Below are 19896 nucleotides of genomic sequence, written 5' to 3'. Positions count from 1 at the left end.
CTTCAAAGATCGATGGGTCGGGGGAGGGCTCCCGCGTTTGGCGTCGTCGCGGTTGCCGTGAACGGCGAGTCGAAAGGCGCGTCTTCGATTTCAGGCATCACCAGGTCGTGGTCGCGCCTGGCCTGTTCGGTCCAGATCTGGCTATCGGGAAACCAGAATGCGTTGTTGCGGGGAGGCACGACGAGCCTCACCCGCAGCGACGGATTGAAGATCTTCGACCATCCCGAGAGATAGGAGGGCGTCTTGATCAAATGGCCGCAGTTTGCGAGTAGCAGGCTCGCGACGAGTGCTTCGCGGCCAATTGCGAGTCCGGAATGTCCGCTGAAGTGCACGGGCTTCTCGCCGCTCGCGAGCAGCGTCGCAGGCGCGACGTTGACGGGCACAGTGAAGCCCCACTTCCGGAAGAAGTCGAGGAACGCCTGCTCGTCGCTGGAGACGAAGATGTTCGTGAGCCGGTGATCGTCTGCAAGGGTTTTCTCGACCATGCGGCAAAACGCACTCCGGTCGATCGTATGGGCTTCGAACTTTTTATCTGTGCCACGAAAATGGACGCCCAGCGTCGAGGCGCCGATATCGAGCCGCTCGCTGATGCGCGCGACTTCCTGCCGGATCGATTCGCGTGGCCGATAGTTCGACAGGAATAGCGCACTCGCCCGTTCCAGCCGGAGGCCGGCTTCGTAACGGCGAAAGCCCAAATCGCCGAGATCGCGCACGATCGACGTTCGCAAACCAGCCCTCGCGGCATCCGGCAGGGCGGACGGTGCGAGGTCTTCGAAGTATTCGGCTAGCCAGTCGATTTTGCCTTGCGCGTCGCCATAGCTTCCACCGCGCGCCGAGATAACGGGCGTCAGACGCTTCTCGTCGCAATACAGGAGGATGCACAGGACGATCTGCATAACGGAAAAGAAGCCGGAATTTGCGCGAATCTCTATGACGAAGTGGCCGCGGTTGAGGCGTTGCTTCGCATGCAGGGACAGGCGGCCCGGCGTATTGAGCGCATTCTTGAAGTCTTCGCTGCGCCGCACCTGTCTTGCGAACTCGATAACGTTTCTGAACATGCCATGTCCCTTCGATCCAGCGAACGGGAATACCTTTCGGGCAGAGCGACACCGCTTCCTGTTCGCAGGCGAGCGGGCCGCTCAGGGTAGATTCCGTCGACGGAATCGCGATTAACTGCGTTAGCAACGATTGGGGGAGCAGACGTATATTTCCGACGATAGCTGGCTCGTCGCGCACGCTTGGGCTGGCTGGTTATTTGGCATCCTAAGCGGTTGAGGCATTTTAGGATGTCATGTTTACGCCTTGATTAACCTGAGGATTCAGTGGCATCCCCAATGCCAGTGATCGCTTGCGCGACTAGCCGAACGGCCTGAGCTGCGAATCCGGCACGTCGATGCGCAGGTTTTCCATCAGCACCGTTTCGATCGGCTCGCATGACTCGCCCTCGCTCACGACCTTGATGGGCAAACCATGGCTCGAGTCGAACCATAACTCATAGCGGAACACGCCGCTTACGAAGTGTCCGGGCAGGCACGTCACGATCACGTGCGCCGCCTCGTGCGTGCCGATCGCTTCGGTGCCGACGACCTGGGTGTCGCCATGCTCCTGCAGCGCACGGACATTGACTAGCAGTGCGCCGAGATCGGACTCGTCGACGCGATGACCCTGCGGGCTCTGAATCATGTGATTGTCGGGAGCCAGCGTGAGCTGCGGAAACGTGTCGATACCGAACGGCCAGAGCTTGACCTTGCCCGATTCCGGGTTGAAGGTGAGCGTCGCGCCGCCATGCGGCCGGATGAAGTCCATCCGAACGAAGCCGGGCTTTCGGTAGCCATAGAGGACCTCGACCGTTTCCGCTCGCGCCGATGTCGATTTCAACGTGACCTCGTAGTTTGCGAGCGCATCGAAGCGTGCCTGTGCGACGGCCACGAAATCCCGGTCTGTGAGCGTCATTGGCCCCTCCTATACTCGAAGGTGGAAGATGGGTCATTCTGGAGCACGGCTTCGCATCGCGCAACGCACACCCGGCCCTGGCGCAGACAAGGAGGAAACGAACAATGGCGGAATTCCGTCTGACGACCTCGTGGTGCATCGAGGCGCCGGTGCAGCCGGTATGGGACGCGATCCACGATTCGATGAACTGGCCGAGCTGGTGGAAGAACGTCGAAGCGGTGCGCGAGTTGCGGGCGGGCGAGACCGACGGGCTCGGGGCGGTGCATCGTTACACGTGGAAAGGCGTGCTGCCTTATCGCGTGATCATCGACGTTCGCGTCACGCGCGTCGCGCCGCTCCTCGCGCTCGAGGGAGAGGCCAGCGGCGCGCTGGAGGGCGTGGGGCGCTGGCATTTCGCGGCCGACGGCAGCCGCACGATGGTGCGCTACGATTGGCATGTCAGGACGGCCAGTGCGTGGATGAGCGCGCTCGCATTCGCGCCCCTCGTGCGGTTGATATTCCGCTGGAATCACGATTCGATCATGCGCGAAGGCGGCCTGGCGCTTGCGCGCCTGCTCGAGGCTCGTTTGATCGATTGCAGCGGCGAACCGCGATAAGTGCAACAATCGAATTCGTCAGTGCGCTTGCACACGCTTTCTGCGAGATTTCCGCGAGACGGAGGTGTTATGAACATTGCACACCGCTTACTTGCCGTGCATGGGAGGCAACATGACTGAGATCGAGAAGGAGCCCGTCGTCGCCGTGCTGAACAAGATCCTCGAATCCGAGCTGGCGGGCGTTGTGCGGTACACGCACTATTCGTTCCTGGTCTTCGGCTTCGGCCGCATTCCGATCGTCTCGTGGCTGCGGCAGCAGGCGGACGAGTCGCTCCTGCATGCGCAGCAGGCCGGCGAATGGATCACGACGCTCGGCGCGTATCCGTCGCTCGCCATCGGTCCGCTGCTCGATTCCCATACCTTCGATATCGGGGCCATCCTGCGCGAATCGCTCGAGGCCGAACAGATCGCGCTCGGTCTTTACCGCGAGCTGCTTTCGCTCGTGGCAGACCGCTCGGTTGCGCTCGAAGAGTACGCGCGCCAGATGATCCAGGTCGAGGAGCTGCACGCGGGCGAGGTCGACAAGATGCTGCGCCGGCCGGGCACGACCGCGACGTCGCCGCGGCAGGACATGGGGCCCGCCTGACAGGCGCTGCGTTAGGTTCGACATGATGCTGACGCTCGCCAACGTATCGAAGCACTATGACGGCACCACGCCGCGCAACGTGCTGCGCGGCGTGAATCTCGAATTGCGCTCGGGTGAATGCGTCGCCATCATGGGCGAATCGGGCGCCGGAAAATCGACGCTGCTCAATCTCGCGGCCGGTCTCGACCGGCCGGACGCGGGACAGATCGTCTTCGACGGACACGACCTCGGCGCACTCGACGACGACGCGGCCACCCTGCAGCGCCGACAGAAGATGGGCTTCGTGTTCCAGGCCTTCCATGTGCTGCCGAACCTCTCGGCGGCGCAGAACATCGCGCTGCCGCTGCTCCTGAACGGCATGCGGGCGAAAGACGTGCCGGTGCGCGTCTCGTCCGTGCTGCATGCAGTCGGGCTCGGCGGGCGCGAGCGCGCGCTGCCGCGTGAATTGTCGGGCGGCGAGTTGCAGCGGGTAGCGATCGCGCGCGCGCTCGTGCATCAGCCGCGTCTCGTGCTGGCCGACGAGCCCACCGGCAATCTCGATCACGACACGGCGATGCGCATCCTCGCGCTGCTGCGCGAACTGGCGCAAAAGAACGGCGCGGGCGTGCTGCTCGCGACGCATTCGGTCGCCGTGGCGGCTGCCGCCGACCGCGTGCTGCGGCTCACGCCCGCTGGGCTCGAGCCGTACTCGCCCGGCCCAGGCGGCGCGTAGGCGATGCGCTGGTTCGGTGCCGTGGGTTCATCGCGCGACGCTGCCGCATCGCGTTGCCGGGGCGATCGCACGCCTGCTGGCGGCGTCGGCGCGGCGCTCATCGCCGGGGAAATGCGCGCGCATCCGCTGCGCACGCTGATCGGCATTCTCGCGATTGCCGCGGGCGTCGCGATGGGCTACGCGGTGCAGCTGATCAATCGCGCGGCGCTCAACGAGCTGTCGGCCACTGTCAACTCGCTGATGGGCAATGCGGATATCGAGCTGCGCGGGCCGCGTGCCGGTTTCGATGAAGCGCTGTACCCGCGCATTGCCAGCTTGCCCGAGGTCGCCGCGGTCAGCCCGGTGGTGGAGGTCGATGCGCGCGTCGCGGGACGCGACGAGTCGCTGAAACTTCTCGGCGTCGATGTGTTTCGCGCAGGGTATGTCACGCCGAATCTCGTCGGACGCGTGGAACTGGCCGATCGTACGAATGGCACGCATGGCACGAACGGTACGAAGGCCAGCACGCTCGATCTGCTCGACCCGGACACCGTATTTCTTTCGCCAGCCGCGCTGAGCTGGCTCGCGCTCAAGCCTGGCGATTCGCTCACGGTGCAGGTCGGGCTCGCTTCGGTCGCCCTGCGCATCGCGGGTGTGTTGCCCGCCTCGGGCGATGCGGTGCGTGTCGGCGTGATGGACATCGGCGCCGCGCAATGGCGCCTGCAGCGGCTCGGCACACTCGAGCGCATCGACATCAAGCTCAAGCCGGGTGTCGATGCCGAAGTGTTCGCGCATTCGCTCGCGCCGCACTTGCCCGCGGGAGTCGCCGCCTTCACACCGGGCGACAACGCCCAGCGCACCTCGATGCTCTCGCGTGCGTATCGCGCGAATCTCAACGTGCTCGCGCTCGTTGCGCTGTTCACCGGGGCGTTCCTCGTCTTCACGATGCAGGCCCTGGCCGTACTGCGGCGTCGTGCGCAGTTTGCGCTGTTGCGCGCGATCGGCGTGACGCAGCGTGGCGTGCTGTGGCTCGTCGTCACCGAGGGCGCGATCCTCGGCGTGCTCGGCGCGGCGGTGGGGCTCGCCATCGGCTTCGCGCTCGCGGCGGCCGTGCTCCGCTATGCGGGCGGCGATCTGGGCGGCGGCTATTTCGAAGGCGTGCAGCCGCGCGTGCATTTCGATGCCATGCCGGCGGCAATATTCTTTGCGCTGGGGATGGCCGCGTCGGTGCTCGGCAGTCTCGCGCCGGCGCTCGAAGCCGCGAGGGCGCGACCCGCGCGGGCGCTGAAGGCGGGCGACGAGGAAGCGCCGGCCGCCCGGCTGCGTACGAAGCGCACGGTCACGGCGGCGCTGCTCGCGATCGCCGCCGGGCTCGTCACCGCGTTATTGCCGCCCGTGGCGGGCTTGCCGGTGTTCGGCTATCTGTCCATCGCGCTGTTGTTGCTGGGCGGCGTGCTGGCGATGCCGGCGCTCGCGCGCGCCGTGTTCGCCGTGCTGCCGCGCTCGAATCATGTCTTGCCGCAGCTCGTGCTGGCGCAGCTCGCCAATGCCCCCGGCCGCGCGACGATCGGGCTCGCGGGCATCGTCACGAGCTTCAGCCTGATGACGGCGATGGCGATCATGGTGTCGAGCTTTCGCGTCGCCGTCGACGACTGGCTGCAGTTGCTGCTGCCCGCGCCGCTCTATCTGCGCGCTTCGCCGGGCGGCGACAGCGCATTCCTTTCGCCGGGCGATCAGGCAGTCATCGCAGCGACACCCGGTATCGCGCGCGCCGAGTTTCTGCGCGCGACGCAAATCTCGCTCGATGCTCGCCTGCCGCCCGTGAGCCTGCTCGCGCGACCCATCGATGCGCGCAACCCCGCCGCGCGCCTGCCGCTGACGACTGCGCCTCGCGTACCGCAAGCGGGCGAGCCGCCGCCGGTGTGGATCAGCGAGGCGGCCGCCGATCTGTACGGGATGCACACAGGCCAACGCATCACGCTGCCGCTGGCGGGCCAGCGCTTGCCGTTTACGGTGGCCGGCATCTGGCGCGACTATGCACGCCAGTTCGGGGCCATCGTGATCGACGCGAGCGACTATCGACGGCTGACCCGCGACACGCGCGTAACCGATGCCGCCTTGTGGCTCGACGCGGGCGTGGCGCCGGCGCAAGCGATCGCACGCTTGCACGAGAGCGTGCATGGCGGGCAGCGTCTCGAGTTCGCGCAGCCCGGCGAGATCCGCGCGGCGAGCCTGCGGATCTTCGACCGCAGCTTCGCCGTGACGTATCTGCTGGAAGCGGTGGCGGTGATCATCGGCTTGTTCGGCGTCGGCGCGAGCTTCGGGTCGCAAGCGCTCGCCCGCACGCGCGAGTTCGGCATGCTGCGGCATATCGGCGTGACGCGTCGCCAGATCGGGCTCATGCTCGCGATGGAGGGTGCGCTCGTTGCGCTGCTCGGCGTGCTTGCCGGCTTGACGCTGGGCCTGAGTCTCGCGATGGTGCTCGTGCATGTCGTCAACCCGCAATCGTTTCACTGGACGATGAGTGTGCATATGCCATGGGGATTGCTGGCGGCGCTGGCCTCGGCGGTCGTCGTGGCCGCCGCGCTCACGGCGCTCCTGAGTTCGCGCGCCGCGATGTCGGTCGATGCGGTGCGCGCTGTGCGCGACGATTGGTGACGCGATGAGACGGCGCACGTTTCTCTTATCGTCGCTCGCCGCGCTGTCGCAAGGCGTTGCATGGGCGCGCATGCCGGATTTTCCGGCGGTGACGAGCGGACAGCCGCTCGTGTTCCCGCGCGACTATGGCGCGCATTCGAGCTACCGCACCGAATGGTGGTACGTGACCGGCTGGCTGCAACCGGACGCCGACGCGGCTGCCGATGCATCGCTGGGCTTCGAAGCGACATTCTTCCGCTCGCGCCCCGCGCTCGACGAAGCGAATCCGAGCCGCTTCGCGCCGAATCAGTTGCTGTTCGCCAACGTGGCGCTGAGCGATCCGCACGCGGGCAAGCTGCAGCACGACCAGCGGATTGCGCGCCGCGGCTTTGGTCTCGCGCAAGCGAGCGAGACGGACACGGCAGTCCGCATCGACGACTGGTCGATCGAGCGCAACACGGATGGCCGCTACCGCCTGAACGTCGCTACGCCCGACTTCACGTTCGCCTTGACTCTGGCGCCGACGCAGCCGGTGCTCGTCAACGGGCAGGGCGGGTACAGCCGCAAAGGCCCGCTGCCGGACGAGGCGAGCTACTACTACAGCGTGCCGTGGCTGCAAGTCGACGGCATGCTCAAGCGCGGTGGTCAATCGACTGGCCATGCCGGGCACGTGCGAGGGCAGGCGTGGCTCGATCACGAATGGTCGTCGGCGCCGCTCGCAGACGGCGCGGTCGGCTGGGACTGGATCGGCATCAACTTCGATGACGGCGGCGCACTCATGGCTTTGCAGATTCGCGACAAGGCAGGCCACAAGTTCTGGGCTGGCGGCACGCTGCGCGCCGCCGATGGCAGCACGCATACGCTATCGCCCGATAGCATCCGCTTCACGCCGCTGCGCCAGTGGCGTTCGCCGCATACCGGTGCACAGTATCCGGTGGCGATGCGCGTCGATGCGCAGGACGTGCATCTGACGCTTGCGCCGCTCATGGACGATCAGGAGTTCGACAGCCGCGCGAGCACCGGCGCGGTGTATTGGGAGGGGGCGGTGACGGCGTTTCAGGCGGACGCGGCGAGCACCGATGCTGAGAAAACCGCGACGAAACCCGCAGGAAGACCGCTGGGACGCGGCTATCTCGAACTCACGGGCTATGTTCAGCGGCTCGAGCTTTAGATCTGTCAACCCAGCTCGAACGACGTCACGCCGAAGACGCGATCGATCGCAATCGCGGGCGCGTTTTTCGTGTACATCCGCGCGGTTTCGAAGACGCTCGTCATACCGTGCCGTTCTGCCAGCGCGACGGCCGCAGGGTTCGTCTCCGGCACGTCGAGCACGATGACCTCGCCCGGCATGCTCGCCGCCAGCGCGCGAAAGAGGCCCGTGGCGACGTCCGCATCGTCGGCGAAGAGCGGCCCGATCTTGCAGCCCGCCTCGCAGCGACGCACGACGCCGTATCCGGCAACGCGGCCCGCCTCGACCGTTGCGAGCGCAACGGCATCCGGCTGGGCGATCCAGGCGCGGAGGAAACGCTCGCGCCCCGCGGGAAAACAGGCGCGATCGTAGGCAAGCAACTGCTCGAACGGCACGTCCGCGGCTGGCACGACACACGCGCACCCGATGCCGCTCACGCGCCCCTGATAGCGGATGTTGCGGTACGCGAGCCGGAATCCGGACTTCCCGTAGTTCGCCTGTTGGGCGACGACGCCATCGAGACCGATGTTACGGTCTCCCAGGTAACGCATGCCGTGCTGCCAGATGCGCATGCCGAAGCCCTTGCCGCGAAATCCGGGTTTCACGATGTAGAGGCCGATGAAGCCAAAGCTGTCGTCGTACGCAACGGCACAGAGGCTCGCGACGGGCTCACCGCGCAAAACGCCGACGAGGAAACCGTCCGGGTCCGCTTCACGGAAGCAGCGCGGGTCGTGCCACCCGGGGTTCCAGCCCTCAGCGGCTGCCCATTCGACCGCCAGTGCCGCCTCGTCGGTCGACATGGTGCGTACGATGAAGTCGCCGGTTCGATCCATGACGTTCATCCAATGCGCAAGGTCGTGTCGATGCGCGTGCCGCGCTTGATGAAGAGCGTGACGGGCGTCTTTTCGCAAATTTCGGCCAGGCGCGCGCGCTGCGCCTCTTCAAGCGGTCCGTCGACTGCGACGCCGCGCCGGATGTACTGGGTCCCGTCGTGATCCGCATGCAGGCTGACCTCGACGGCGATCGCGGCGGCGGGCCAGGTCTTGCGCTGCATGTACATGCGCAGCGTGGCGGCCGTGCATGCGGCCAGGCCGGACAGCACGAACGCGAATGGCGCGGGGCCGCGGTCTTCGCCGCCTTCGTGCGGGCCTTCGTCGCCGGTCAGCGGGTGACGGCCGGCCTCGATGGCCACGACGTAGTTGGGCGCGTCGGCGGCGAGGCTGGCAGTAGCGGTAGCGAGCGGCATGGGTAACTCCTCGGTGGTTGGGTCTCGCGGGCGATCACATTAGCGAAGCGGGGGAGAGTAGCTTACTCGATCGGCTTCCATGGCCAGCCCGTCTTCATCGCAGGCGTAGGTGAAGTTCCGCCGTTCTCCTCGTCATCATCGTTCACCGCTGTCGAGGCGTGCGCCGACTTATCGAGTTCGAGTCCGAACCAGCTGACCTTCTGCCTGATGTAGGCGGCGTACGATGCCCAACCTTGCGGATCGTCCGCGAAGAGTTCGCGCTGCACCGTCGAGGCAAGCTCGACGCGATCGAGTTCGGTCTCCAGAAGCGCCCTTGGCCAGCTCGCGTAGGCGCTTGCGGCCCGTTCAAGAAAATCTCTTGCGCGCAAGCGAGGCGACATGTGCTGCAGAAAGGGCAACGCCTGCAAGGAAGGCTCGCGCGAAGCAAGGAGCGCAACGGGCGAAAAGGCTTGAGTCGCGCCGACGTTGCGCATCGCTTCCAGAACATCTCCAAGGTGCAGCAACAGTTCGCGCCGGTCGAATCGGTCGTCCACAATACGTTCCAGGTCATATTCCCCGGCGCGGGCGTACCGCCGCGTGCCGGGGAAAGGGTGATGAGGGGTAACAGCAGGTGCGTTTTGGCAAGCCATTGGCATGCCCGCACGAGAAGTTTACCGACTCATCGTGCACAGAACGTTTCGAGTTGTATCAGGGAACTGAGAGCCTGTCCCTCAATGAGGTCGAGCTACTGGCCGACGAATTCGACTATGTAATTCCGCGCAGGTCAGTGCTTGTGCACCTTTTCCAGTCCATCGGCGGGTTGCACCGCGTGCTGACCGTCTTTTTCGCTTTCGACCTCGTAATACGGGTCGTCCTTCGACGCGGCGACAGTGTGGCCTTCCAGTTCCGTATCCCTGATGATACGGCGGACGACCGTGCCCGTCGTCATGCCTTCCGGGGTGTTCCACGTGACGCGATCGCCTGTTTTGAGTCGATGGGACATGATTGTGCGCTCCGGTGGTTGAATCCCCCTCCGGAGTCGCATTCTTCGTTCCTGCGGCTGAGGTCCCGGCGACGCATAAAAACGCCAACCCGATTGAGTTGGCGTTTTTACGTCGGGAATGACAGCTATCAGAACTGATTCATCGTGTTGTCTTTACCCGCCGCCTTCAGCGCCGCTTCGCCGCTGAAATATTCCTTGTGGTCGTCGCCGATATCCGAGCCGGACATGTTCTGGTGCTTGACGCAGGCGATGCCCTGACGGATTTCCTTGCGCTGCACGCCAGCGACATAACCCAGCATGCCCTGGTCGCCGAAGTATTCGCGGGCGAGGTTGTCGGTCGACAGCGCAGCGGTGTGATACGTCGGCAGTGTGATGAGGTGATGGAAGATACCGGCTTCGCGCGACGCGTCGGCCTGGAAGGTGCGGATCTTTTCGTCCGCGGCCTTCGCCAGTTCGCTCTCGTCGTACTCCACGCTCATCAGCTGGGCGCGGTCGTATGCCGACACATCCTTGCCCGCGGCCTTCATCGCGTCATACGCCTGCTGGCGGAAGTTCAGCGTCCAGTTGAACGACGGGCTGTTGTTGTACACCAGCTTGGCGTTCGGGATGACCTTGCGAATCTCGTTGACCATGCCGGCGATCTGGGCGATATGCGGCTTTTCGGTTTCGATCCACAGCAGGTCGGCACCGTTTTGCAGCGAGGTGATGCAATCGAGGACGCAGCGTGCTTCGCCCGTGCCGGCGCGGAACTGGAACAGGTTGCTCGGCAGGCGCTTCGGACGCAACAGCTTGCCGTCGCGCTTGATGACGACGTCACCGTTGCCCAGCGCGTCGGCCGCGATTTCGTCGCAGTCGAGGAACGAATTGTATTGGTCGCCCAGGTCGCCCGGCGTGTGGGTCACGGCGATCTGCTTGGTCAGGCCGGCGCCCAGCGAGTCGGTACGGCACACGATGATGCCGTCGTCCACGCCCAGTTCGAGGAAGGCGTAGCGGATCGCGCGGACCTTGGCCAGGAAGTCCTCGTGCGGCACGGTGACCTTGCCGTCCTGGTGGCCGCACTGCTTCTCGTCGGACACCTGATTTTCGATCTGGATGCAGCATGCGCCCGCTTCGATGAACTGCTTGGCCAGCAGGTAGGTGGCTTCCGCGTTGCCGAAGCCCGCGTCGATGTCGGCGATGATCGGCACGACGTGGGTGACGTGGTTGTCGATCTTCTCCTGGATGGCCGCCTTGGCCGGGCCAACAGCGGCGTCCAGCTGGCGGAACAGGCCGCCCAGTTCACGGGCGTCGGCCTGGCGCAGGAAAGTGTACAGCTCGCGGATCAGCGCGCTGACGGAGGTCTTCTCGTGCATCGACTGGTCCGGCAGCGGGCCGAACTCGGAGCGCAGCGCGGCCACCATCCAGCCCGACAGGTAAAGGTAGCGGCGCTCGGTGCTGTTGAAGTGCTTCTTAATGGAGATCATCTTCTGCTGGCCAATGAAGCCGTGCCAGCAGCCCAGCGACTGCGTGTACTTCGATGGATCGGCATCGTAGGCGGCCATATCGGCGCGCATGATCTTCGCCGTGTACTTCGCGATGTCGAGGCCCGTCTTGAACTTGTTCTGGGCCCGCATGCGTGCGGCCGATTCGGGGTTGATGGCATTCCAGGCGCTGCCTTGTTTCTCCTTCAAAGCAGCCACTGCCTTGATGTCGTCCTGATATTGAGCCATGTGTATCTCCTAAGTCTCCGAAGAGCAAAGCGCGATTGAATGAATGGGGTTCAGCGTGCCGCCACGTACGTCGAAGCGAACTGCATGGCTCAATTGTAGGGGCTTCCTGATGCGTCGCAGCAAAGTCTTATATAAGACATATGAGTTATTTATTCGTTATTTATCAAAGAGATAGCTAACAATTTTTGCGCTGTAGAACATGTTTTCACAAAGCGAAACGGCGCCGCTTCGGGAATTCAAGCTGAATTTCACGATGTGAAGTGCGCTTTCGGTGGCCGGGGCGGCCGAGCGCGGATGGCTCGAGCAAAGAGAGGCGGGGGTTTGGGTAGACGTCCGTTCTCACGAACGGACGTCTCAGCGCGCGTCACTGCTTCAGATAGCGATGCGCCAGGGCTTCATACAGCGGCGGCGCGAACAGCTTCGAGACCTGGCTCGACACGAGCGCCGTTGCCATCAACGAGATCACGAGTGCGTGCCCGTCGATCATTTCGATGACGATGACGAATGCCGTGATCGGGCTTTGCGTGACGGCGGCCAGATAGCCGACCATGCCGAGCGCGATCAGCATTGGCAGTTGCATCTGCCCGAACACCATGTGCAGTGCATTGCCGATGCCGGCGCCGATCGCCAGCGACGGCGCAAAAAGGCCGCCCGGCGTGCCCGGCAGGTACGAGCCCACCATCGAGGCCATTTTCAGCACAGGATAAGCGGCGCCGAGCTGCGAGTGGCCTTCGAGCATGCCGCGCGCTTCCGAATAGCCGCTGCCGAACAGGTGGCCGCCGCTCGCCACGCCGATCACGGCGATGAACAAACCGCACAGCGCGCCGAACGTCACGGGCCGTTCCTTTCGGAGAGCGAACAAACGGGCCGGCATCCATCGTTCGGTGTTGAGCAGCAGCCAGCAAAACACGCCGCCTGCGAGGCCGGTGATCACGCCGACGAGGATGACGGCGACGGCGAGCAGATCGGGAAAATGGCCGCCGATGGCGATCGTGCCGAAATAGACATAGTTGCCTTGCAGCGCGAGTGAGACGATGCCCGCAAAGATGATGGCCGTGATGATCACGCCGCTCGTTCGTGCTTCGAAGCTGCGCGTGAGTTCCTCGATGGCGAAGACCACGCCCGCGAGCGGTGCATTGAACGCGGCGGAAAGGCCGGCGGCCGCGCCCGCGAGCGCGAGCTTGTATTCGAGGCCGACGCCGTACATGCTGCGCAGGCGCGCCGGGTAGAAGCGCCGCAGACTGTACATGAGCGCCGCGCCCACGTGGATGGTCGGCCCTTCGCGGCCAATCGTGAATCCGCCGAGAATCGCGAGAAACGACAGGGCGATCTTGCCGATCAGGATGCGCAGCGTAAGAAGGCGCGGGCCGAGTCCGCGCACATCGTGCAACGTCGCGATGACCTGCGGGATGCCGCTGCCCTCGGAACCCGGAAACCAGCGGCGCGTGGCCCAGACGCTGAACGCGGCGATGGCCGGCGTGATGACAAGCGGCAACCACCCGTTATGGGCGGTCATCTTCACAAAGACGTCGAAGCCGAAGTCGATGAGCCGCGCGTACATGACTGCGATGAGCCCTGTCGCGATGGCGCCGGCCCAGAAGACGCCGAAATAGCGCCAGCGCCGATGGCTTCGCACAATCGTGCGCCGATCAAAAATGTTCGAAAATCGCATGGATGGCCGGAGAAAATGGCATTTAAGGCACATTGTGACATAAATTGCCTTTTCCCCCGCGCCAGACCAATAGATCCGCTGCGGGAAGGGCTAGCTGCCGGCCTCGTCGAACACCCAGCCGAACGCGCCATAGACCGCCTTGTGCTCGGCCGCGAGTTCGAGCAGGAACATCTCGCCCTTCGCCGTGAGATGGACCTGCACCTGGCGCCGGTCGGCGGGATCGGGTTTGCGCGTCACGAGCCCGGCCGATTCGCAGCGCGAGACGAGCGCTGCAGTGCCATTCGGGGCCGCCTGTAACCGCTCCGCGAGTTCGCCGACGGTCGCCCAGTTGCGATCGGGAAAGCCGCATACGTGCAGCAGCAACTGGTACTGGAGCGTCGTGATGCCCGCGGCGTTGGCAATTTCTTCGGACGCCCGCAGAAACTTGCGCAGGTCATACCGGAACGCCGACATCGCTTCGAGTTCGCGCTTGCCTGGCAGCCCGCGTCTGGTTGATTTGCCTGAATTCATGTGCGGTTCCTGATGCGTTGCCGGTCGTGCGGAGTGCCTCGCCGGGCGAAGGGGGTGCTGCGGACCGGTCGTCGGGGAGGTTGTGTCGTACTCAATGCGCAGTTCGCGCAAATCCAGCCAGGAGTGCAAGCAGCGTGAAAAAGGAGGTTCCTTGACGCTAACGTCAAGTCACGATCACAACGGAAGCGGCCGGTCCTGAAAGATGCTCTTCATCACGAGCGTCGACGTCAGCCGCAGTACCGACGGCAGCGGCAGAAGCCGGCGATCATAGAGGGTTTGGAACGCCTTCAGATCCCGCGTGACGACATGCAGCATGTAGTCGGGTTCGCCGAACAGACGCTCCGCGCGCGTGATTTCGGGAATGTCGATGAGCGCGTCCTCGAACGATTGCACGTTCTCACTGCTGCCTTCGCGCAAGGTCGCGAAGACGATCGCGGAAAAATTCAGGCCGACTGCCGAAGCGTCGATCGTGGCGCGGTAACCGCTGATCACCTGCTCGCTCTCCAGCGCGCGCAGCCGCCGCTGGCATGGGGAGACGCTCAAGCCAACCCGCTCGCTCAGCTCGGTGAGGGAAATTCGTCCATCCTGCTGGATCTCAGCAAGAATTTTTCGATCGATCGCGTCCATGCGCTAAATATTAGCGTTCAGCGCCCGCAACACGCAAGACATAGGGAGCACTTTTCGCGTCCCAGGGCCTACCATTTGCGCCTTCGGGCGGTGGCGCCGGCTTGACAGGAAGCGAGTGTAGAAGTGGAAGCCAGTTTGTTGACGGCGTTCTGGATCGTATCGATCTCGCTGGTGATGGTCCCCGGCGCGGATTGGGCGTACGTGATTTCGGCGGGACTGCGCGGCGGCGCGGTCGCACCCGCCGTTGGCGGCATGCTGGCCGGCTATCTCGCGATCACGCTGATCGTGGCAGCAGGTGTGGGAACGCTGGTGATGAGCGTCCCCGGCGTGCTTCCCGTACTGACTGCCGTTGGCGGGGCCTACCTGGTTTGGCTCGGTATCAGGACATTCATGCGGCCTTCGGAACTCCCGGCTGGACGGGCGCAGGACGAGAGAAGCCGGTGGCGATGGACGTTGCGCGGCTTCGCGATCAGCGGTCTCAATCCGAAGGCCATTCTGTTGTTCGTCGCGCTCCTGCCGCAGTTCACGCGGCGCGATGCCTTGTGGCCGGTCTCCACGCAGATCGTGGCGCTGGGTCTGCTGCACATGATCAATTGCGCGTCGGTGTACTCCGTCGTCGGCGTGGGATCGAAGGCCATTCTGACGACCCGGCCAACGGCTGCCCGCAGGGTGAGCCAGCTGTCCGGCGCGACGATGATCGTGGTTGCGGTCATTCTGTTTGCCGAGCAGGCTTTTGCTTTCATACATTGACGGCCGCAGGCGGCTCAACGCCGCTTGCCGAACTACGCCGTTTTCATGGCCGCCGCTTCCGGTCCGCTCAAATAGTAGTCGCGGAATCGTTCGTCCACCCGCTCCCACATCAGTGCCGAAAATAGCAGCGCAGCCTCGAGCGGTCGATGGTTGATGACGACCGAGTCCGTTTCACCGTTCTCGTTTAAATGCGCGACGACTACGGTCTCGATGGGTTGTCCGTGGATCTGCGACCGGTAGGACTCCAGATAGAGGCTGTCGCCGATTTCCCCTTTGTAGCTGTGATGCTGGAACTCATAGAGAGAAACGGCATGTCTGATCACGGAAAAGATGTCCGCGCGGCCCTCTATCGGACGCTTCAGGACGGTCGCTTCCAGCGTTGCATTGTTTGCCAGTCTCGCCAGCCAGAGCGGCGGCGTGTTTTCGGGCGCCAATACAGGCGCAGTGTCGTTGAATTTCATGTCGGATGTTCCTTCGGTTTCAGGTCGGCGCCGGAAGTCGCGTCCCGGCGCCTCGGAGAGATGGCAGCGCGTTATTGCTGCCGCAGCGGCCGCAAGCCCGCTCGCACCTCTTGCGCGAACAGTTGCGGCTGTTCCCACGCCGCAAAGTGGCCGCCCTTGTCGGGCCGGTTGTAATAGATGAGGTCGTGGTAGGCGCGCTCGGTCCAGCTGCGCGGCGCCTGATAGTTCTCGCGTGGGAAGACGCTCACCGCGGCCGGCACCGATACATCGGCGGCGGCCAGGAAATTGAAGTGCGACTCCCAGTAGAAGCGAGCGGCCGAGATGCCCGTGTTCGTCAGCCAGTAGAGCGTGATGTCGTCGAGGACGTCGTCGCGCGTCATCGCGCCCGCCGATTCGCCGTTGACGTCGCGCCCGTATACGGCCGAGGTGAGCGCCGCGGCCGGCTGGATATAGCCGTCGCCGTGATCGAGCAGCCAGCTGGCCAGCGCGATCGGCGAATCCGAGAGCCCGTAGAGCGTTTGCGGGCGCGTGCCCTGTTCGAGCGCGTAGGCGCGCCGCGATTTGGCTGCGCTCGCGAGCTGCTCATAGGCGTGCTTTTCGTCGTCGCCGAGATTGGCTGGCGGGGGCGAGCCGGCTTGCAGCGCCTTGGCGATTTCGGGCGGAATCGTCGCCGGGAAATTCACGTGAATGCCGAGCAGTTCAGGCGGCGCCTGCTTGGCCATCACGTTCGCGACGATACCGCCCAGGTCGCCGCCTTGCGCCGCGAACTTGTCGTAGCCAAGGCGCTTCATCAGCACGACCCACGCGCGCGCGGTCCGCTCGGGGCCCCAGCCCACTTCGGTCGGCCTGGCCGAGAAGCCATAGCCCGGCAGCGACGGAATCACCAGATGAAAGGCGTCTGAGGCGCTCGCGCCGTAAGCCGTGGGATTGGTCAGTGGATCGATGATCTTGAACTGCTCGATGACCGAGCCAGGCCAACCGTGCGTGACGATGAGCGGCATCGCATTCTCGTGCTTCGAGCGCACATGAATGAAGTGAATATCGAGTCCGTCGATTTCGGTCACGTAATTCGGCAGCGCGTTCAGCTTCGCTTCACAGCGGCGCCAGTCATAGTCGGTCGACCAGTGGCGGGCGACCTCCTGCATCATTGCGAGCGGCACGCCTTGCGAATCGTCGTTCACGGTTTCCTTGTCGGGCCAGCGCGTGGCCTTGATGCGGCGTCGCAGATCGACGAGCTGCGCTTCGGGCACATGCACGCGCAGCGGGCGAATCGCGGTCTTGTCGCCGTTCGGTGCGGACTTGACTTCGGTGATGCCTTGCAGGGTTTGCGAGAACGCCAGTTGGCTCAGCGAGGCTGCGGCCACGGCGGCCGCGGTCGCGCCCATGAAGCGGCGGCGCGATGGCGACGGGATGAGAAAATCGTCAGACATAGGTACTCCGTTTTCTGATATTGGAGGCAGAGCGTATGGGGATGCTTCGCAATACCAGGCGTAGTGGTGCTGGCGCGCGCATGTGCTGCAGTTTTGCATCGCTCGCCAACGGAATTCGCGCCGGATTTCCCGGCACGCAAACGCACATCGCATCAGGCCGATGTCGTGCCGCCCGAAAATGCAGCGGCGTGGTGCGTCACGAACTCGCGCATGCCGATCGGCGCCTGACCCGTGAGCTTGCGCAGGTCGTCGGTCATGCGGTCGTAGCGGCCTTGCGCATGCAGGTCGGCGATGACCGCGAGATGCTTGACGACGTGCGCGGTTATCCCGAGCTCGCCCAGCTTCGCAGCCCATGCCTCGACGGGCACGTCGCGGTAGCGGATCGTGCGGCCCAGGACCTCGGAGAAGAGGCGGGCATAGTGCTCCATATCGCGGGACTCGAGGCCCGTGAGGTGATAGACCTGGCCGATATGCGGCGCCGGATTGTCGAGGATCTCCGCGATGGCACGCGCCACGTCGAGCGACGAGATCGGCGAGGTCCGGCCTTGGCCGAGCGGCAGCACGAGTTCGTCGTGCTTGCGCACGCCCTCTGCCGCAAGAAGCAGGAAGAAGCTCTCCAGAAACACCGTGGGCCGCACGGTGACGACGGGCAGGCCCGACCAGGCGAGCGCCTGCTCGGCGAGCCAGTGCTGCTTTTGCTGCACGCTGTCGGTGGTTTCGGTGATGCTCATCTGCGAGACGGTCATCTGCGACATGTTCACGAACGCTTCCACGCCGTGATGGCGTGCAACGGCCGCTGTATTGATCGTCGCTTCGAGATACGCAGGCGACACCGACATGCCGAAGTACAGGCGCGAGACGCCTTCCATGGCGCGGTGCATCGAATCGAGATCGGTCAGATCGCCGAGCACGACCTGCGCGCCGAGACGGCGCAGTTCGTCGGCGCGTGCGTCCTCGCGGCGCACCAAGGCGCGCACGCGATGTCCCTTCGCAAGCAGGTTTTCGGTGATGCTGCGGCCGACGGCGCCGATTGCGCCTGCCGCACCCGTGACGAGAATCGGACGGTCATGCTGGCTTTGAGTGGTCATTTCGCTTACCTGTTTCGTAACACTAAAGAGTGTATATACACATTTAGAAAAGAAAGAAGCCTGCGCATCAGTGCGCGCTCAGGCAACGATCGTGCGCGGCTCCTCGCCTTCGTTTGCGGTCGCCGTAGCGGCGTGTTGCACACGTTCATGAACGTTCGCCGCCGGTGTGCGGTCGATCTGCAGACTGAGCAGTTCCGGGCGGTTGTAGTGGCCGGCCGCATCCATCAGCATCTTGCGACGGTCGATCAGCGAGAAGTCGAGATCGGCGATGACTTCGCCTTCGCCCTCGCGCAGCGGTTCGCCGATCAGCGTGCCGTCCGGCGCGACGATGGTGGTGAAGCAGCCGCCCGAGATCGGCCCGATCGCGCAGCCCGTGTCGTTCATGATCTGCGCCTGCTGGTCGGCGTCGAGCCACGCGGTTGCGTTCACGACGAAGGCGCCGGATTCCAGCGCGTGCTGGCGGATATTGATTTCCATGCGTTGCGCGAAGCCTTCGCCGAAAGCCGAGCCGGGATACATGGCCGAATGGATCTGCTCGCCGTCGGCGATCATTGCGTAGCGCGCGAGCGGGTTGTTGTGCTCGAAGCAGGCGAGCTGGCCAATGCGGCCCACCTTGCTGTCCACGGCGCGCAGGCCCGAGCCGTCGCCCTGGCCCCAGATCATGCGCTCGAAATGCGTGGGCGTGATCTTGCGGCGGCGCTGGATCAGCGTGCCGTCGGCGTCGAAGAGCAGTTGCGTGTTGTAGATGGTGCCGCCGTCGCGCTCGTTCACGCCGATCGAGACCACCATGCCCGCTTGCCGTGCGGCCTCGCCGATCGCGTCGGTGGCGGGCGAGGGCACCGTCACGGACTGTTCGAGCAGGCGCAGATGCTCGGTGCCCGCGAGCAATTGCATGGGCGTTTGCACCGCGGAAAAGTACGGATAATACGGCACCACGGTCTCGGGGAACGTGGCGAACTGCACGCCTTTGCGGCCGAGTTCGAGAATCTTCTGCACGACCTTGGCAACCGTTGCCTCGCGGCTGTAGAGCACGGGGCTGATCTGGACGGCGGCGGCTTTGACGACTTTCATTGCAGGCTCCTGATGGTGTTGCATATGCAACATTGACGATGAAGAAAGATTAGACGGTGGCTGACGGGAGATCCGCCGCGATGTTCATGAGCGCGCTCGCGCCCTCGAGGCCAAGCACGCTGGCGGCGCGCTGTTGCGCGGTCGACCACGCAGATCCTGCGGTCTGAAGCAGGGCGCGGCCCGCTTGCGTCACCGAGAGCGCACGGCTGCGGCCATCGCCACCGGGCTCGCCATCGGCGACCCAGCCGTGCGCGATGAGCGGCTGCAGGTTGCGCGTGAGCGTCGTGCGGTCGTGATGATTCTTGCGCCCGAGCGCGGCGCGGCTCAACGGGCCGTACTCCGCGACGAGCACGAGCAGCGAAAGCTGGGATGAGCTGATGCCGAGCGGGCGTAGCGCGTCGTCGTAAAGGCCGGTCAGTACGCGTGCGATCTGCCGGGTGCGCGTCAGCAGGCAGTGGCGGGCGATCTGCGCGCTCACGCCGCCCGATGCTTCAGTGGTATGCGGAACGGTTTCGGTGCAGGACATGTTTCGCGACTCCAGGGTTCGTGCGGGGCGGTTTGCCCGGTTGACGTATTGAAGCGTGCCGATGTATCCCGAACGTGTCGGGAGGGTCGGCTTTGTGTATGTCCATGTTTCCACGCGGCGGCCAGATACATGGCGATACAAAAGCGGTGCGGGGCGGCGAGGAACGGCGTGC

General features: G+C 64.5%; 21 protein-coding genes. 6 read left to right on the top strand and 15 right to left on the bottom strand.

Annotated features, from left to right (window positions below):
* Positions 1-2: 2 nt before the first annotated feature.
* On the bottom strand, positions 3-1058 hold the full coding sequence (locus tag BFD71_RS04810; RefSeq protein ID WP_069262134.1) for a hypothetical protein: 1056 nt from the start codon (positions 1056-1058) through the stop codon (positions 3-5).
* A gap of 298 nt (positions 1059-1356) precedes the next feature.
* Positions 1357-1953 (bottom strand): hypothetical protein, encoded by a 597-nt coding sequence (locus BFD71_RS04805; RefSeq protein ID WP_069262133.1) that lies wholly within the window; start codon positions 1951-1953, stop codon positions 1357-1359.
* 104 nt (positions 1954-2057) lie between these two features.
* Between BFD71_RS04805 and BFD71_RS04800 the strand changes: the two genes are divergently transcribed.
* From BFD71_RS04800 to BFD71_RS04780, 5 genes are all read left to right on the top strand, one after another.
* Positions 2058-2549 (top strand): SRPBCC family protein, encoded by a 492-nt coding sequence (locus tag BFD71_RS04800; RefSeq protein WP_069262132.1) that lies wholly within the window; start codon positions 2058-2060, stop codon positions 2547-2549.
* 112 nt (positions 2550-2661) lie between these two features.
* Positions 2662-3135, top strand: coding sequence for a ferritin-like domain-containing protein (locus BFD71_RS04795; RefSeq protein WP_069262423.1), 474 nt, complete (start codon positions 2662-2664; stop codon positions 3133-3135).
* 25 nt (positions 3136-3160) lie between these two features.
* Complete coding sequence (locus BFD71_RS04790) at positions 3161-3847, top strand: ABC transporter ATP-binding protein (protein WP_069262422.1); 687 nt, start codon at positions 3161-3163, stop codon at positions 3845-3847.
* A 3-nt stretch (positions 3848-3850) separates the two neighbouring features.
* Positions 3851-6484 carry an FtsX-like permease family protein gene (locus BFD71_RS04785; protein WP_083245062.1) on the top strand — a complete coding sequence of 878 codons (2634 nt, stop codon included), beginning with the start codon at positions 3851-3853 and terminating at the stop codon, positions 6482-6484.
* 4 nt (positions 6485-6488) lie between these two features.
* Positions 6489-7634: a lipocalin-like domain-containing protein gene (locus tag BFD71_RS04780; protein ID WP_069262420.1), complete on the top strand. Its 1146-nt coding sequence runs from the start codon at positions 6489-6491 to the stop codon at positions 7632-7634.
* 5 nt (positions 7635-7639) lie between these two features.
* On the opposite strand, the gene BFD71_RS04775 is transcribed toward BFD71_RS04780, so the two are convergent.
* From BFD71_RS04775 to BFD71_RS04740, 8 genes are all read right to left on the bottom strand, one after another.
* Positions 7640-8485 (bottom strand): GNAT family N-acetyltransferase, encoded by an 846-nt coding sequence (locus BFD71_RS04775; protein WP_069262419.1) that lies wholly within the window; start codon positions 8483-8485, stop codon positions 7640-7642.
* 5 nt (positions 8486-8490) lie between these two features.
* The gene (locus BFD71_RS04770; protein ID WP_069262131.1) at positions 8491-8898 is read right to left on the bottom strand and encodes an OsmC family protein; all 408 of its coding nucleotides are present in this window, start codon (positions 8896-8898) and stop codon (positions 8491-8493) included.
* 62 nt (positions 8899-8960) lie between these two features.
* Positions 8961-9527 carry a hypothetical protein gene (locus BFD71_RS04765; RefSeq protein ID WP_141710574.1) on the bottom strand — a complete coding sequence of 189 codons (567 nt, stop codon included), beginning with the start codon at positions 9525-9527 and terminating at the stop codon, positions 8961-8963.
* A gap of 134 nt (positions 9528-9661) precedes the next feature.
* Positions 9662-9880 carry a DUF2945 domain-containing protein gene (locus BFD71_RS04760; RefSeq protein ID WP_069262129.1) on the bottom strand — a complete coding sequence of 73 codons (219 nt, stop codon included), beginning with the start codon at positions 9878-9880 and terminating at the stop codon, positions 9662-9664.
* A gap of 128 nt (positions 9881-10008) precedes the next feature.
* Positions 10009-11589, bottom strand: coding sequence for an isocitrate lyase (locus tag BFD71_RS04755; protein ID WP_069262128.1), 1581 nt, complete (start codon positions 11587-11589; stop codon positions 10009-10011).
* A 364-nt stretch (positions 11590-11953) separates the two neighbouring features.
* A complete protein-coding gene (locus tag BFD71_RS04750) occupies positions 11954-13261 on the bottom strand; it encodes a chloride channel protein (protein WP_069262127.1) in 1308 nt (435 codons plus the stop codon).
* Positions 13262-13351: 90 nt separating this feature from the next.
* Entirely contained in the window at positions 13352-13771 is a 420-nt protein-coding gene (locus tag BFD71_RS04745; RefSeq protein WP_069262126.1) for a MarR family winged helix-turn-helix transcriptional regulator, read from the bottom strand.
* Positions 13772-13945: 174 nt separating this feature from the next.
* Positions 13946-14398, bottom strand: a complete 453-nt coding sequence (locus tag BFD71_RS04740) for an Lrp/AsnC family transcriptional regulator (protein ID WP_069262125.1) — start codon at positions 14396-14398, stop codon at positions 13946-13948.
* 123 nt (positions 14399-14521) lie between these two features.
* Between BFD71_RS04740 and BFD71_RS04735 the strand changes: the two genes are divergently transcribed.
* Entirely contained in the window at positions 14522-15148 is a 627-nt protein-coding gene (locus BFD71_RS04735) for a LysE family translocator (RefSeq protein WP_141710573.1), read from the top strand.
* Between the two features lie 32 nt (positions 15149-15180).
* On the opposite strand, the gene BFD71_RS04730 is transcribed toward BFD71_RS04735, so the two are convergent.
* The 5 genes from BFD71_RS04730 to BFD71_RS04710 all read right to left on the bottom strand — a co-directional run bounded on the left by BFD71_RS04730 (position 15181) and on the right by BFD71_RS04710 (position 19724).
* Positions 15181-15609 (bottom strand): hypothetical protein, encoded by a 429-nt coding sequence (locus tag BFD71_RS04730; RefSeq protein ID WP_069262124.1) that lies wholly within the window; start codon positions 15607-15609, stop codon positions 15181-15183.
* Between the two features lie 71 nt (positions 15610-15680).
* Positions 15681-17039 carry an epoxide hydrolase family protein gene (locus BFD71_RS04725; protein ID WP_069262123.1) on the bottom strand — a complete coding sequence of 453 codons (1359 nt, stop codon included), beginning with the start codon at positions 17037-17039 and terminating at the stop codon, positions 15681-15683.
* Between the two features lie 152 nt (positions 17040-17191).
* Positions 17192-18127, bottom strand: coding sequence for an NAD(P)H-binding protein (locus BFD71_RS04720; RefSeq protein WP_069262122.1), 936 nt, complete (start codon positions 18125-18127; stop codon positions 17192-17194).
* Between the two features lie 78 nt (positions 18128-18205).
* Entirely contained in the window at positions 18206-19198 is a 993-nt protein-coding gene (locus tag BFD71_RS04715) for a carbon-nitrogen hydrolase family protein (protein WP_069262121.1), read from the bottom strand.
* 49 nt (positions 19199-19247) lie between these two features.
* Positions 19248-19724, bottom strand: a complete 477-nt coding sequence (locus BFD71_RS04710) for a MarR family winged helix-turn-helix transcriptional regulator (protein WP_069262120.1) — start codon at positions 19722-19724, stop codon at positions 19248-19250.
* Positions 19725-19896 lie beyond the last annotated feature (172 nt).

The organism is Paraburkholderia nodosa (genome assembly GCF_001718195.1).
GTDB lineage: Bacteria > Pseudomonadota > Gammaproteobacteria > Burkholderiales > Burkholderiaceae > Paraburkholderia > Paraburkholderia nodosa_A.
The sequence above is the reverse complement of the archived record's forward strand: the minus strand, read 5'-3'. Positions and strand labels throughout refer to the sequence as shown.

Bases quoted from the DNA above. Each gene is read 5' to 3' on its own strand.
- BFD71_RS04810 (WP_069262134.1), bottom strand. From the start codon at position 1,058: ATGTTCAGAAACGTTATCGAGTTCGCAAGACAGGTGCGGCGCAGCGAA.
- BFD71_RS04805 (WP_069262133.1), bottom strand. From the start codon at position 1,953: ATGACGCTCACAGACCGGGATTTCGTGGCCGTCGCACAGGCACGCTTC.
- BFD71_RS04800 (WP_069262132.1), top strand. From the start codon at position 2,058: ATGGCGGAATTCCGTCTGACGACCTCGTGGTGCATCGAGGCGCCGGTG.
- BFD71_RS04795 (WP_069262423.1), top strand. From the start codon at position 2,662: ATGACTGAGATCGAGAAGGAGCCCGTCGTCGCCGTGCTGAACAAGATC.
- BFD71_RS04790 (WP_069262422.1), top strand. From the start codon at position 3,161: ATGCTGACGCTCGCCAACGTATCGAAGCACTATGACGGCACCACGCCG.
- BFD71_RS04785 (WP_083245062.1), top strand. From the start codon at position 3,851: ATGCGCTGGTTCGGTGCCGTGGGTTCATCGCGCGACGCTGCCGCATCG.
- BFD71_RS04780 (WP_069262420.1), top strand. From the start codon at position 6,489: ATGAGACGGCGCACGTTTCTCTTATCGTCGCTCGCCGCGCTGTCGCAA.
- BFD71_RS04775 (WP_069262419.1), bottom strand. From the start codon at position 8,485: ATGGATCGAACCGGCGACTTCATCGTACGCACCATGTCGACCGACGAG.
- BFD71_RS04770 (WP_069262131.1), bottom strand. From the start codon at position 8,898: ATGCCGCTCGCTACCGCTACTGCCAGCCTCGCCGCCGACGCGCCCAAC.
- BFD71_RS04765 (WP_141710574.1), bottom strand. From the start codon at position 9,527: ATGGCTTGCCAAAACGCACCTGCTGTTACCCCTCATCACCCTTTCCCC.
- BFD71_RS04760 (WP_069262129.1), bottom strand. From the start codon at position 9,880: ATGTCCCATCGACTCAAAACAGGCGATCGCGTCACGTGGAACACCCCG.
- BFD71_RS04755 (WP_069262128.1), bottom strand. From the start codon at position 11,589: ATGGCTCAATATCAGGACGACATCAAGGCAGTGGCTGCTTTGAAGGAG.
- BFD71_RS04750 (WP_069262127.1), bottom strand. From the start codon at position 13,261: ATGCGATTTTCGAACATTTTTGATCGGCGCACGATTGTGCGAAGCCAT.
- BFD71_RS04745 (WP_069262126.1), bottom strand. From the start codon at position 13,771: ATGAATTCAGGCAAATCAACCAGACGCGGGCTGCCAGGCAAGCGCGAA.
- BFD71_RS04740 (WP_069262125.1), bottom strand. From the start codon at position 14,398: ATGGACGCGATCGATCGAAAAATTCTTGCTGAGATCCAGCAGGATGGA.
- BFD71_RS04730 (WP_069262124.1), bottom strand. From the start codon at position 15,609: ATGAAATTCAACGACACTGCGCCTGTATTGGCGCCCGAAAACACGCCG.
- BFD71_RS04725 (WP_069262123.1), bottom strand. From the start codon at position 17,039: ATGTCTGACGATTTTCTCATCCCGTCGCCATCGCGCCGCCGCTTCATG.
- BFD71_RS04720 (WP_069262122.1), bottom strand. From the start codon at position 18,127: ATGACCACTCAAAGCCAGCATGACCGTCCGATTCTCGTCACGGGTGCG.
- BFD71_RS04715 (WP_069262121.1), bottom strand. From the start codon at position 19,198: ATGAAAGTCGTCAAAGCCGCCGCCGTCCAGATCAGCCCCGTGCTCTAC.
- BFD71_RS04710 (WP_069262120.1), bottom strand. From the start codon at position 19,724: ATGTCCTGCACCGAAACCGTTCCGCATACCACTGAAGCATCGGGCGGC.